General features: G+C 72.1%; 11 protein-coding genes. 4 read left to right on the top strand and 7 right to left on the bottom strand.

Going from position 1 to position 13,413, the window contains the following annotated elements; genetic code table 11:
* The first annotated feature begins 2 nt into the window (after nucleotides 1–2).
* The 3 genes from OG897_RS01470 to OG897_RS01460 all read left to right on the top strand — a co-directional run bounded on the left by OG897_RS01470 (nucleotide 3) and on the right by OG897_RS01460 (nucleotide 4,260).
* Complete coding sequence (locus tag OG897_RS01470) at nucleotides 3–764, top strand: ABC transporter ATP-binding protein (RefSeq protein WP_266652060.1); 762 nt, start codon at nucleotides 3–5, stop codon at nucleotides 762–764.
* Nucleotides 761–3,619, top strand: coding sequence for an FtsX-like permease family protein (locus OG897_RS01465; protein ID WP_266652058.1), 2,859 nt, complete (start codon nucleotides 761–763; stop codon nucleotides 3,617–3,619). Before OG897_RS01470 ends, OG897_RS01465 begins: the two co-directional genes overlap by 4 nt.
* Before the next feature lie 98 nt (nucleotides 3,620–3,717).
* A complete protein-coding gene (locus tag OG897_RS01460; protein ID WP_189822471.1) occupies nucleotides 3,718–4,260 on the top strand; it encodes a bacterial proteasome activator family protein in 543 nt (180 codons plus the stop codon).
* An 80-nt stretch (nucleotides 4,261–4,340) separates the two neighbouring features.
* On the opposite strand, the gene OG897_RS01455 is transcribed toward OG897_RS01460, so the two are convergent.
* The 7 genes from OG897_RS01455 to pdhA all read right to left on the bottom strand — a co-directional run bounded on the left by OG897_RS01455 (nucleotide 4,341) and on the right by pdhA (nucleotide 12,611).
* Nucleotides 4,341–5,321 carry an NAD(P)H-quinone oxidoreductase gene (locus OG897_RS01455; RefSeq protein ID WP_266652056.1) on the bottom strand — a complete coding sequence of 327 codons (981 nt, stop codon included), beginning with the start codon at nucleotides 5,319–5,321 and terminating at the stop codon, nucleotides 4,341–4,343.
* A 106-nt stretch (nucleotides 5,322–5,427) separates the two neighbouring features.
* Entirely contained in the window at nucleotides 5,428–6,531 is a 1,104-nt protein-coding gene (locus OG897_RS01450) for a TrkA family potassium uptake protein (RefSeq protein WP_266656486.1), read from the bottom strand.
* Nucleotides 6,532–6,568: 37 nt separating this feature from the next.
* Nucleotides 6,569–7,969 carry a molybdopterin molybdotransferase MoeA gene (locus tag OG897_RS01445; protein WP_266652054.1) on the bottom strand — a complete coding sequence of 467 codons (1,401 nt, stop codon included), beginning with the start codon at nucleotides 7,967–7,969 and terminating at the stop codon, nucleotides 6,569–6,571.
* Entirely contained in the window at nucleotides 7,966–8,910 is a 945-nt protein-coding gene (locus tag OG897_RS01440; protein WP_266652052.1) for an NTP transferase domain-containing protein, read from the bottom strand. The genes OG897_RS01445 and OG897_RS01440 overlap by 4 nt, the downstream gene beginning before the upstream one ends.
* 100 nt (nucleotides 8,911–9,010) lie before the next feature.
* Complete coding sequence (locus OG897_RS01435) at nucleotides 9,011–10,405, bottom strand: dihydrolipoamide acetyltransferase family protein (RefSeq protein ID WP_266652050.1); 1,395 nt, start codon at nucleotides 10,403–10,405, stop codon at nucleotides 9,011–9,013.
* A 20-nt stretch (nucleotides 10,406–10,425) separates the two neighbouring features.
* Nucleotides 10,426–11,451 (bottom strand): alpha-ketoacid dehydrogenase subunit beta, encoded by a 1,026-nt coding sequence (locus OG897_RS01430; protein WP_266652048.1) that lies wholly within the window; start codon nucleotides 11,449–11,451, stop codon nucleotides 10,426–10,428.
* A complete protein-coding gene (gene pdhA / locus OG897_RS01425) occupies nucleotides 11,448–12,611 on the bottom strand; it encodes a pyruvate dehydrogenase (acetyl-transferring) E1 component subunit alpha (protein ID WP_266652046.1) in 1,164 nt (387 codons plus the stop codon). Before pdhA ends, OG897_RS01430 begins: the two co-directional genes overlap by 4 nt.
* A gap of 229 nt (nucleotides 12,612–12,840) precedes the next feature.
* Here pdhA and OG897_RS01420 point away from each other — a divergent pair, with 229 nt between their 5' ends.
* Nucleotides 12,841–13,389, top strand: a complete 549-nt coding sequence (locus OG897_RS01420) for an Lrp/AsnC family transcriptional regulator (RefSeq protein ID WP_266652044.1) — start codon at nucleotides 12,841–12,843, stop codon at nucleotides 13,387–13,389.
* Nucleotides 13,390–13,413: the final 24 nt, after the last annotated feature.

Below are 13,413 nucleotides of genomic sequence, written 5' to 3'. Positions count from 1 at the left end.
CCATGCCCGACCAGTCCCAGCAGCCTGTGCTGCAACTGGAGCAGCTGACCCGTGTACACGGCAGCGGCGCCACCGAGGTGCACGCCCTGCGCGGCGTCAACCTCTCCGTCTTCCCCGGCGAGCTCGTCGCCGTGATGGGCCCCTCCGGGTCCGGCAAGTCGACCCTGCTGACCATCGCGGGCGGTCTCGACGCCCCGACCTCGGGCAAGGTCGTCGTCGAGGGCACCGACATCACCCAGGTCACCCGCAAGGAACTGGCCGCCCTGCGCCGCCGCAGCATCGGTTACGTCTTCCAGGACTACAACCTCATCCCGGCGCTGACCGCCGCCGAGAACGTCTCGCTGCCCCGCGAACTCGACGGGATATCCGCCCGCAAGGCCCGCGTCTCCGCGCTCGCCGCGCTGGAGGAGATGGGCCTGTCCCACCTCGCCGACCGGTTCCCCGACGAGATGTCCGGCGGCCAGCAGCAGCGCGTGGCCATCGCCCGCGCCCTGGTCGGTGACCGCCGCCTGGTCCTCGCGGACGAGCCGACCGGCGCCCTCGACTCCGAGACCGGCGAGTCCGTCCTCGCCCTGCTGCGCGCACGCTGCGACGCGGGCGCCGCCGGTGTCCTCGTCACCCACGAGCCGCGCTTCGCGGCCTGGGCGGACCGGGTGGTCTTCCTGCGCGACGGTTCCGTCGTCGACGAGACCGTACGGACGGACGCCGAGTCCCTCCTCGCCGCCAGCGGCACCGGCACCAGCGGGCAGGCGGGCGACAAGTGAAGGGCTGGTACCACTCCTGGCTCGCGGCGATCCGCATCGCCCGCCGCGACGCCTGGCGCTCCAAGGGCCGCAGCATCCTCGTCCTCGCGATGATCGCGGTGCCGATCCTCGGCGTCAGCGCGATCGACGTGACGCTGCGCAGCGCCGAACTGACCACCGAGCAGAAGCTCACCCGGGAGATGGGCGCCGCCGACGCCCTCCTGACCGAGCCGGGCTGGGGCGGACTCCCGATCCACCAGCCGCCGGACCCCCGCTTCACCGGCACCGAGCCGGTCGGCGGCTTCGAGCAGTTCAACAACAAGCCGATGCCCGAGGGCCGCGCCGACGCCACCAAGGCGATCCCCGCGGGCGCGAAGATCCTCACCGACACCACGGCGATGACCCGGCTGCGCACCACGCACGGCCTGCTCACGTCCGAGGTCCGCGAGATCAACGCCTCGGACCCGATGGCCGCCGGTTCCCTGGAACTGACCGGCGGACGCTTCCCGGAGAAGGCGGGCGAGGTCATCGCCACCGACGCCTTCCTCAAGGACAGCGGACTCTCCGTGGGCTCCACGCTCACCGCACGCTCCCTCGACACGAAGTTCACCGTCGTCGGTTCCTACGAGCTGCCCGACTCGCTGAAGACCACGCAGGTCATCGCGCCCCCCGGCACCCTCATCGCCCCGCTGAACAAGGCGCTGGAGGCCCAGGGCCTGCCGAAGGCCGGAGGCAACACCACGTACCGCGTCTCCGTCGGCGGCGAAGGTTTCACGTGGAACATGGTCAAGGCGGCCAACGCCAAGGGCGTCTCGGTGACGTCGCGTGCGGTGATCCTGTCGCCGCCGCCGGACTCCGACGTCCCGTACTTCAAGGGCCGCAGCAACGAGATCCGGGACCACGGCAGCCCCCGCGAGCTGCTGACCATCGCCGCCACGGTCGTCGGCATGGCCCTGCTCGAAGTCTGCCTGCTGGCCGGTCCCGCGTTCGCGGTCGGCGCCCGGCGCTCGCGCCGTCAGCTCGGACTGGTCGGGGCCAACGGCGGCGACCGCCGCCACATCCGGGCCATCGTCCTGTCCGGCGGTCTCGTGATCGGCGTGGCCGCGGCGATCGTCGGCACGATCCTGGGCCTGCTGCTCACCCTCGCCCTGCAACCGGTCCTCGAAGGGGCCATGGGCAAGAGGTTCGGCACGTTCACCGTGGTGCCGCTGGAGTTGCTGGGGATCGCTGCCGTCGCGGTGCTCACCGGCCTCCTGGCCGCGATCGTGCCCGCGGTCAACGCGTCCCGGCAGACTCCGCTGGCCTCCCTCACCGGACGGCGCGGAGTGCGCCGCGCCAACAGGGTGCTGCCGGTCATCGGCCTGCTCGCCGTCACCATCGGTGTCGCGATCGCCCTGTACGGGGCGACGAGCAGCGACAACATCCTCCTGGTCGCGGGCGGCAGCGGCATCGCCGAGCTGGGCGTCGTCGCCCTCACCCCGGTGCTGGTCGGTCTCTTCGGGCGGCTCGGCGGCTGGCTTCCGCTGTCGCCCCGCCTCGCCCTGCGCGACGCGGTCCGCAACCGGGGACGTACGGCTCCGGCCGTCGCGGCGGTGCTGGCGGCGGTCGCGGGCACGGTCGCCGTGGCCACGTACGCCGAGAGCCAGGACGCCAAGCAGCGTGCCGAGTACCAGGCGATGCTGCCGCACGGCAGCGGCGTGGCGAGCACCGACGAAGGGGGCGGGCGCGACGTGCCCGCCGTCCGCGAGGCGATCCAGGCCAACATCCCGCTCGACGCCCTCGCCGAGTTCCAGCGCATCGTCGTCGGCGGCAAGAACTGCACCGCGTACAGCGAGGACAAAAAGTGCGGCGCGTACGACGTCTTCGTGCCGAAGGCCAACCGCTGTCCCCTGCACGACTCTCCCGATGGGGCCGAAGCCTTCTCCATCGCCGAACGGCGCAAGCTCTCCAAGGACTGGCGCTGTGTGGTCAACGAGGGTGGCGGCGTCCCCCAGGAGGGCGGCGTCCTCATCGGTGACGACAAGGTCCTCAAGGCGCTCGCCATCACCGACCCGACCGTGGTGAACGCCCTCAAGCAGGGCAAGGCCGTCTCCTTCCACAAGGCGAGCTTCGTGAACGGCCAGACCGGCATCAAGGTGGTCACCGACCGCAAGAAGGCCGACGAGGCGAGGTCCGCCAACAAGGAGACTCCGGGCAAGATCCACAACCTGCCCACGGTCCTGGCACCGGAGTCCGTGAAGGGCTACGGCCTCCAGCTCCTGGTCCCGCCGTCGCTCGCCAAGTCCGCGGGGTTCACCACCGTTCCCTACGGTGTGCTCTTCTCGACGTCCGCCCTGCCCAGCACCGAGCAGACGCAGGCCCTCAACGGGGCGATCGACAAGATCGGCATCAACCAGCCGGTGGCCATCGAATCCGGCTACGTGAGCGACAACGGCATCGTGCTGCTGGCGCTGACGGTGTTCGCCGGACTGATCACCATCGGCGCGGCCGGCATCGCCACCGGACTCGCCCAGGCCGACGCCGAGGCCGACCTGAAGACGCTCGCCGCGGTCGGCGCGCCTCCGCGGGTGCGCCGGGCGCTCAGCGGCTTCCAGTGCGGGACGGTCTCCTTCATGGGAGTGGTCCTCGGTTCGGCTGCCGGTGTGCTGCCCGCCATCGCTCTGGTGCTCTCGGACCGCCGCAAGGACGCGGCCAACGTCCAGGACAACCTCGACATGGGCTGGAGCATGGGCGGGATGCCGCACGTGGACATGCCGATCGTCGTCCCGTGGGAGACCCTCGGCGCGCTCATCGTCGTCGTACCGCTCGGCGCGGCCCTGCTCGCCGCGCTGGTCACCCGCTCCCGGGGCGCGCTCGCCCGGCGCGAGGCGGGCTGACCCACGCAGAAGCCCAAGCTGTGCCCCCGTACGAAGGTGGATCACCTTTGTGCGGGGGCACACCCACTCATGACGCACGTGTACGAGAGAATGTCGGCATGGAGATGCCGAGGAGTGAACGGTCGCAAGAGAGCCCCCAAGTCCTGGTCGTCGGGCAGGACGGAATGGCGCTCGGCGGCGGTGACGACGAGTCGCGCGAGGTGCCTGTGACAGACATGGTCGAACAGCCCGCGAAGGTCATGCGGATCGGCAGCATGATCAAGCAACTCCTGGAGGAAGTCCGCGCGGCTCCCCTGGACGAGGCGAGCCGGGTACGGCTCAAGGACATTCACGCCAGTTCCGTGAAGGAGCTGGAGGACGGGCTGGCGCCGGAGCTCGTCGAGGAACTGGAGCGCCTGTCGCTGCCGTTCACCGAGGAGGCCATCCCCTCCGAGGCGGAACTGCGCATCGCGCAGGCCCAGTTGGTGGGCTGGCTCGAAGGGCTCTTCCACGGCATCCAGACCGCGCTGTTCGCCCAGCAGATGGCTGCGCGCGCCCAGTTGGAGCAGATGCGCCGGGCACTGCCGCCGGGTGCCTCGCACGAGGACGACGAGGACGACGGCCACGGCCACGGAGCGCGCACGGGTGGCCCGTACCTCTAGGACGGCACCCGTACCTCTAGGACGGCATGGGAAGGGGGCCCTGTTTCACGTGAAACAGGGCCCCCTTCGCACGTCCGCGCTCAGCTCGTGGTCAGCAGGATCTTGCCGATGTGGCTGCCCTCGTCGAGCGCCCTGTGCGCCTCGGGGGCCCGGTCCATCGGGAAGACCCGGTCGACCACCGGGCGCACCCGTCCCGCAGCGATCATCGGCCACACGTGCTCGCGCACCGCCGCCACGATCGCCGCCTTCTCACCGAGCGGACGACCGCGCAGCGACGTCGCGGTGATCGCGGCCCGCTTGCGCAGCAGCGCGTTGAGGTTGATCTCGCCCTTCACCCCGCCCTGGAGGCCGATGATGGCGAGCCTGCCGCTGGTGGCGAGCGCCTTCACGTTCTGGTCGAGGTACTTGGCGCCGATGATGTCGAGGATGACGTCCGCGCCCTTGCCGTCGGTGGCCTTGCGCAGCTCCTGTACGAAGTCCTGCTCGCGGTAGTCGATGAGGACGTCCGCGCCCAGTTCCGCGCACCGCGCCAGCTTCTCCGGACCGCCTGCCGTGACGGCGACCTTCGCGCCGACCGCCTTGGCAAGCTGGATCGCCATGGTGCCGATTCCGCTGGCACCGCCGTGGACGAGGACCGTCTCGCCGGGGCGCAGATGGGCGATCATGAAGACGTTCGACCAGACCGTCGCGGCGACCTCCGGCAGCGCGGCGGCCGTCACCAGGTCCACGCCCTCGGGCACGGGCAGCAGCTGCCCCGCCGGTACGGCGACCTTCTGCGCGTACCCGCCGCCGGAAAGCAGCGCGCACACCTCCTCGCCGACCGCCCAGCCGTGCACCCCCGCGCCGAGGGCCACGATCCGGCCGGAGCACTCCAGACCGGGGTAGCGGGAGGCACCGGGCGGCGGGTCGTAGAAGCCCTGCCGCTGGAGCAGGTCGGCCCGGTTCACGGCGCTCGCGGCGACCTCGACAAGGACCTCGCCCTCGTTCGGGACGGGGTCCGGGACCTCGGCCCAGACGAGAGCCTCGGGGCCACCGGGTTCAGGGATCGTGATCGCATGCATGGCCACGAAACTACCCCCGGTGCCTGTGATCAGTCCGAAGAGCCCCGACTGGGCCCTCCGGCGGGCGTCCGCCCCGTACGCTGTCGGGCTCCCTGACACGGAGTCCTCAGTCCGCCGAGCTGAACCTCATGTCCGACTCCTCCGCTCCCGGAACGGCCCGCACGATCGCGATGACCCGGTCGGTGAGCTGGAGGGGGCTGGCCTTCGGGTCGTCGTAACCGAGCAGCCGGTGTCCGCGCAGCACGCTCACCACCAGGTCCTCGGTCTCCCGGACGTTCTTGCCCACCTCGCTCTTTATGACCGGTCGCTCGATCAGGTCCAGGCCCGAACCCTGCTGGATCAGGTCCTCCATGACCGTGCCCGCGCTCGGGCTGAGCACCGACAGGCCCAGCAGGCGGCCCGCCGCGCTCGCGCTGGTGATGACGGCGTCCGCACCGGACTGCCGCAGCAGTGGCGCGTTCTCCTCCTCACGGACCGCGGCGACGATCTTCGCGCCCCGGTTGAGCTGGCGGGCGGTGAGGGTGACCAGGACCGCCGTGTCGTCGCGCTGGGTGGCGATGACGATCTGGCGAGCCCTCTGGAGCTCCGCGCGCAGCAGTACGTCGCTGCGCGTGGCGTCGCCGACCACGCCCGTCAGGCCCTCCGCCGTGCAGGTCTCGATGACCTTCGCGCTCGGGTCGACAACGACGATCTGGTCCTTCTTCAGACCCGTGGCGATGAGGGTCTGCATCGCGGACCGGCCCTTCGTCCCGTATCCGATGACGACAGTGTGGTCTCGCAACTGGGACCTCCAGCGATTCAGCCGGAACTCTTCCCGCGTCCGCTCGGTGAGGACTTCGAGAGTGGTACCGACCAGGATGATCAGGAACAGAACCCGCAGCGGCGTCACGAGCAGCACATTGGTGAGCCGCGCCCCGTCGCTGTACGGGACGATGTCGCCGTACCCCGTGGTGGAGAGGGTGACGGTCGAGTAGTAGACGGCATCGAGGAGATCCACGCCACCGTCGGAGTTGTCGTGGTAGCCGTCACGGTCGATCCACACGATGAGGACGGTCACCGCGAGCACCACCATCGCCATCAGCAGACGCTTGGCGACCTGCCGCAGCGGGCGCTCGACGACACGCTTGGGCAGCTTCACCGGCGCGGTGATCAGGTGCTCGTCCGCTTCCCGTGCCATCGCGTCATGGCCTGGCAGTTTCACGTGAAACATCCTTCCGGTCGGCCTGGCTTCCATGAGCCCGGATGTTTCACGTGAAACATCCCTCGGCCCAGGGCAGGTCGAGGATTTCCAGTTCGTCTCCGGCCCGTGCGCCACCGGGCGGCACGACGGCCAGACCGTCGGCCGCCGCGATCCCGCGCAGCATCGCCGGTCCGTTGTAGTGCAGGGGCACGGCGTGCTCCGCTCCGGTGGAGTCCGCGCGGTGGGTGACGGGCACCAGGCGGGTCGAGACCGGATGGCCGGGAACGTCGTCGCGCACCGGAGCACGGTACGGCTCGGGGGCCGGTCGGTGGGCGAGCGCCCGCAGCAGCGGCTCGGCCAGCGTCAGCAGACCGGACACGGCGGCAAGGGGGTTGCCGGGCAGCCCGACCAGGTGGGTGTCGGGAGCGATCCTGGCCAGCAGCATGGGGTGGCCGGGGCGCACGTCTACGCCGTCCACGAGGAGTTCGGCGCCGATGGCGGCGAGGATCGGGTGCACGTGGTCGACGGGTCCGGCGGCGGTGCCCCCGGTGGTGACGACGACATCGGCCTCGGAACCCAGGACTGCCCTGCGCAGCGCCTCCGGGTCGTCGCCCAGGCACCGGGTGTCCAGCACCTCCGCGCCGAGCGCCCGCAGCCACGGTGCGAGCAGAGGGCCGAGGGCGTCGCGGACCATGCCGTCGCGGGGCAGCCCGGACGTCAGCAACTCGTCGCCCAGGACGAGCACTTCCACGGTGGGGCGGGGGACGGTCAGCAGCGTGTCGTACCCGGCGGCGGCTGCCAGTCCGAGGACCGCAGGGGTCACCACGGACCCCGAGGGCAGCAGGCGGTCGCCGGTGCGGCACTCCTGGCCGCGCGGGCGGATGTCCTGACCGGGGATCACCTCGCGCTGCGCGTGGAGCCGTTGCTTGCCCTCGTCGGCGTGGGCGTGCTCGCTGCGGATGACGGCGGTCGCCTCGGCGGGGATGCGGGCCCCGGTGGCGATCCGTACGGCTTCGCCGTCGCCCAGCGGGTCGGGGGCGGCGCGCCCGGCGAGGATGCCTGCGCCGTCCTGGAAGGACCAGGGTCCCGGCCCGGCCACGGCCCAGCCGTCCATGGCGGAGGTGTCGAAGGACGGCAGGTCGGTGAGGGCTTCGAGCGGCTCGGCGAGGATCTGCGCGAGGGCCTGCTCCAGGGGTACGCGGCGGGGGCGGGCCGGTGCCGTGCGCCCGGCGAGCGCGGCGGCGGCGCGGGCCTCGGGCCAGGGGGTGGAGGTGGGGTGCGCGGGGGCCGTGTCGCTGTTGGCGGGTCCTGCGGCGGGGGCCCCGGAGTCCGCCGGGTCGGTCGGGAGGGCCGTCTCGGCGGGGGCTTCGGCGGCGGGAGCGGGCACGGCGGGTGCTGCGGGCTGCGTACGGCTGACGAGGGCGAGGGCCTGGTCGATGCCGTCGATCTCGTGCTCTGTGTCGTTCATGCCGGGCCCGCCTGACCGCTGCCGGATCCGTCGGGTCCGGAACCCGAGCCCGAACCCGAACCCGAGCCCGAGCCCGAGCCCGAGCCCGGAGCGTCGTCGGCCTCGGCTGCCCAGCGGGCCGCGAGAGCGGTGGCCTTGGCGACGGCTTCGGCCAGGGCCTGGGGGCCGTCGGCCCCGGCCCGGCCGGCGGCGTAACCGACCAGGAACGTCGTCAGAGGAGCGGCGGGTCGGGCGACGCCGTGCGCGGCGTCGCGCGCGAGGTCGAGGAGGAGGGGGGTGTCGACGTCGAGATCGAGGCCGAGTTCGTCCTTGACTGCGGTGATCCATTCATCCAGCACGTGCCCATGCTCCCTGATGCGGGCACGGGCCGCTGCGATGTCTTCCCAGGTGTCGCAGTCGAAGGAGGCGAGGGGATCGGCGGCGGTGACACGAGTGAGGGCGAGCTCGGCGGTGAGCAGCCGCAGCGGGAGACCGGAGAGGGACCCGTACTCGGCAGCCAGCAGGGCGAGTTCGCGGCGCAGGGGCTCGGCCCGGTAGACGGCCACGAGGGGCTGGTCGCGCCGCGTGGCGTCGACGAGGAGGGCCGCATTGGTGGCCGGGTCGCCCGCCACGGCCCGTACGAGCGTGTCGACCGTCACGCGGTCCACGAACGGCAGGTCCACGGAGAGCACGAGGACCGTCTCGGCCCGGGTCTCGCGGACCCCGGCGGCGAGCGCGGCCAGCGGCCCGCCGCCGGGCGGGTCCTCGCGCGCCCAGGTCACGGGGCGCGCGGTGGGGTGCCTGCCGCCGACGACCACGGTGGTTCCGGCCCCGTCACAGGCCGTCAGGACCCGGGCGAGCAGGGTCCGGCCGCCGACCCGCACGGTGGCCTTGTCGACTCGGCCGAGCCGCCGCCCGGCGCCCCCGGACAGCACGACGGCGTCATACGCATGGGCAGTCATGCCCCGAAGTATGGCCGGGCCCCCTCGCCCGCCGTCGGCGAGGGGACGTCCGGAGCGGCGCGACGCTCCCCGGGCAGTCGGGGCCTTGAGCCTTGGGGCCTCAGAGGCTGCGCAGCAGCACCGCCGGGTGCTCGACGCAGTCGGCGACGTACCGCAGGAAGCCGCCCGCGGTGCCGCCGTCGCAGACCCGGTGGTCGAAGGTCAGCGACAACTGGACGACCTGGCGCACCGCCAGCTGTCCCTCGTGCACCCACGGCTTCGGCACGATGCGACCGACGCCGAGCATGGCCGCCTCGGGGTGGTTGATGATCGGCGTGGAGCCGTCGACGCCGAACACCCCGTAGTTGTTCAGGGTGAACGTGCCGCCGGTGAGCTGGGCCGGGGTGAGCCTGCCTGCCCTGGCCGCGTCGGTGAGCCGTACGAGCTCCTCGCCCAGGGAGTCCACGCTGCGCGTGTGCGCGTCGCGGACGACCGGAACGACGAGACCGCGCTCGGTCTGGGCGGCGAACCCCAGATGCACCTCGGACAGCCGGACGACCTCGCGGGCCTCGGTGTCCACGGTGGAGTTGAGCTCGGGGAAGCGGGCCAGAGCCGCCGTGCAGATGCGGGCGAGCAGCGCCAGGACCGACACCTTGGCACCGGTGCCGACGCTGTTCATGGCGGCGCGGGCGGCCATCAGCTCGGTCGCGTCGGCGTCCACCCAGCAGGTGGCGTCGGGTATCTCGCGGCGGCTGCGGGACAGCTTGTCGGCGACGGCTCCGCGCACGCCCTTGAGGGGGATGCGCGTAACGGGCGCGGGAGTTCCGGTCGCCGGGACGGCCGGTGCGATGAGAGCGGCTGGGGCGGGCTCTGGCGCGCGGAGTGCCTGCTCCACATCGCCGCGGAGGATGAGCCCGTCCGGCCCCGACCCGCTCAGCTGCCACAGATCGAGACCGTTCTCGCGGGCCAGTCGCCGTACGAGAGGAGAGATCACCGGCACGGAACCGGCGGACGGCACCGGAGCTGCGGGCGCGGCGGGAGTGGGCATCGCAGTGGAGACCACCGCGCCGGAAGCCGGGGCAGCCGCAGCCGGGACAGCCGCGACAGGCGTTGCCGCCACCGGTGCGGCGGTAGCCGTGGCAGGGCTCATCCCCCCGGGCCGCACCCTGCGCCGACGCGCAGCCGGGGCCGTCGTGCCGTACCCGACCAGGACGTTCCCCGAACCGGAATCGGTGTCGGCGCCGTTCGCCGAGGGGGCGTCGGCCGACGCGTCCGCGCCCACCGCCACCGTCAGCAGCGGCGACCCGACGGGCAGCTCCGTCCCCTCCTCGCCGAAGCGCGCGGTGACCACGCCCCCGTACGGGCACGGCACCTCGACCATGGCCTTGGCCGTCTCGACCTCGACCACTGGCTGGTCGACGGCGACGACGTCGCCGACCTTCACCAGCCAGCGCACGATCTCCGCCTCGGTCAGCCCCTCACCGAGGTCCGGCAGCTTGAACTCCAGACTCGCCATTCCAGAAGAGTGCGCCATCTCTAGTCCTCCCACTGGAGCCGGGCGACCGCGTCCAGTACCCGGTCCACGCCGGGCAGGTGGTGGCGCTCCAGCATCGGCGGCGGGTACGGCACGTCCAGCCCGGCCACGCGCAGCACGGGGGCCTCCAGGTGGTGGAAGCAGCGCTCGGTGATCCGGGCGGCTATCTCGCCGCCGGGTCCGCCGAACCCGGCGGACTCGTGCACCACGACCGCGCGCCCGGTGCGCCGCACCGACGCGGCCACCGTCTCGTCGTCGAACGGCACCAGCGTGCGCAGGTCGACGACCTCCAGGTCCCAGCCCTCCGCCGTCGCCGCCTCCGCGGCCTCCAGGCAAACCGGCAGGGACGGCCCGTACGTGATCAGGGTGGCGCTGCGGCCGGGACGGCGGACGACCGCCTTGCCTATCGGGGCGACGGTTGCCGGGGCGTCCGGCTTCCAGTCGGCCTTGGACCAGTACAGCCGCTTGGGCTCCAGGAAGACGACCGGGTCGTCGGAGGCGATGGCCTCGCGCAGCATGCCGTACGCGTCCTCGACGGTCGCCGGAGTGACGACGTGCAGCCCCGGCGTGGCCATGTAGTACGCCTCGGAGGAGTCGCTGTGGTGCTCGACGCCGCCGATGCCCCCGCCGTACGGAATCCGGATCGTGAGCGGCATGGGGAGGGCACCGCGCGTGCGGTTGCGCATCTTGGCGACGTGGCTGGCGAGCTGCTCGAACGCCGGGTAGGCGAACGCGTCGAACTGCATCTCCACGACCGGCCGCAGCCCGTACATCGCCATGCCGACGGCCGCACCGAGTATGCCCGCCTCGGCGAGCGGAGTGTCCGTGCAGCGGTCCTCGCCGAATTCCTTGACCAGCCCGTCGGTGATGCGGAAGACGCCGCCGAGCGCGCCGACGTCCTCGCCCATGACGTGCACGGTCGGGTCCTCGGCCATCGCGTCGCGCAGGGCTCGCTGGAGGGCCTGGGCCATGCTCGCGGGCTTCGCGGCCGTCTTCTTCGTACCGGGGGCCACGGTGGTGCTGCTCATCGCCCGTCCTCCGCTTCTGGAGATGCTTCCGCGTCTGCTTCCGCTTGCAGCTCTGCCCGCAACTGGGCCTCCTGCTCGCGGAGCTGCTCGGTGCGCTCCGCGTAGACGTGGGTGAACAAGTCCATCGGGTCGAGCACCGGCTCCGCGTTCATCCCGGCGCGCAGGTCGGCGGCCATGGTCTCGGCTGCCTCCTTGGCCTCCCGTATGCCGTCGTCGTCGAGCAGTCCGCGCGTCGTCAGCTCCCGCTCCAGCAGGGCGATCGGGTCGTGGGCCCGCCAGGCGTCCACCTCGGAGTCACCGCGGTAGCGGGTGGCGTCGTCGGCGTTGGTGTGGGCTTCCATGCGGTAGGTGACGGCCTCGATCAGCGTGGGACCGCCGCCGCGCCGGGCACGCTCGACGGCCTCGGTGAGCACCTCGTGCATGGCCGCCGCGTCGTTGCCGTCGACCAGCCTGCCCGGCATTCCGTATCCGACGGCCTTGTGGGCGAGGGAGGGGGCGGCGGTCTGCTTGGCGAGCGGCACGGAGATGGCGAAGCCGTTGTTCTGCACGAGGAAGACGACCGGGGCCTGCCAGACGGCGGCGAAGTTCAGCGCCTCGTGGAAGTCGCCCTCGCTGGTGCCGCCGTCGCCGACCATGGCGAGCGCGACCACGTCGTCGCCCTTGAGGCGGGCCGCGTGGGCGAGGCCCACCGCGTGCGGCAGCTGGGTGGCCAGGGGCGTGCACAGGGGGGCTATGCGGGTCTCGCGGGGGTCGTAGCCGGTGTGCCAGTCACCGCGCAGCAGCGTCAGCGCCTGGACGGGGTCCAGGCCGCGCGCCACGACGGCGAGGGTGTCGCGGTACGAGGGAAACAGCCAGTCCTGTTCGCGCAGCACCATGGCGGCGGTGACCTCGCACGCCTCCTGTCCGGTGCTGGAGGGGTACACCGCGAGACGGCCCTGCCGGGTGAGTGCCGTGGCCTGCGCGTTGTACCTGCGGCCCCGCACCAGCTCGGCGTACAGCCTGCGCAGCAGCGCGGGGTCGGCCCCGGCGGCGGCCTCGGTGCCGAGCACGCGGTACGGCTCGGAGTCGGGGAGCAGCGGCGCGGGGTCGGTACGCGGCTGCCAGGCCGGGGCAGGGCTGGGCCGGTAGGCCGTGCTGCCCGGCATCTCTTGAATCGTCACGACGAACACCTCCTCGTGGGAGCGGTGCGGACAACCCGTCCCGGCGGGTAAAGAACCCACAGGAGCGGAATGGTCACGAGTGCGCCGGAAGCCGAAATGTGGCGCGTCTCACCTACCGATTGTTCGGTCGTGGATGCAGTTTGGCTACAGGCGGCATCAGCCTGTGGACAAACGGTTCTGCACAGCCTGGGATGGGGGCAGGACGTCCGTGGCGGGGAAGCAGGGGGACATGGCAGCTGAACAAATGGCCGGATCGGGTGACGGCATTTCCCAGAACGGCGGAGATATCCACAGGGACCGCCCCCGCGACCTGCCTCCGGCCCGCCCGCTGGACGCCATCGACCGCGACATCCTGCACATGCTCCAGACCGACGGCCGGGCCTCGATACGGTCGGTCGCCGAGCACGTGCACGTATCGCGCGCGAATGCCTACGCGCGCATCAACCGGCTCATCGACGACGGCGTGATCCGGGGCTTCAGCGCCCGCGTCGACCACGAGAGGGCGGGCCAGGGAGCCTCCGCGTACATCACTCTCAAGATCGTCCAGAACTCGTGGCGGACGGTCCGCGAGGAGCTCCAGGCGCTGCCGGGCGCGTCGCACATAGCGCTGGTCAGCGGCGACTTCGACGTACTGCTGCTGGTGCACACCCCGGACAACCGCACCCTGCGCGAGCTGGTTCTGACGAAGATCCAGTCCATCCCCGAGGTGCTGAGCACGCGCACCCTGCTGGTGTTCGAGGAGACCGACCTGGACCCGCAGCGCCCGGCGCAGGACTGAACCGGCCTCCTCGAAGAGGCGACC

Origin of the sequence: Streptomyces sp. NBC_00237, from assembly GCF_026342435.1 — a bacterium.
GTDB lineage: Bacteria > Actinomycetota > Actinomycetes > Streptomycetales > Streptomycetaceae > Streptomyces.
This window is presented reverse-complemented; position numbering and strand designations above follow the sequence as displayed.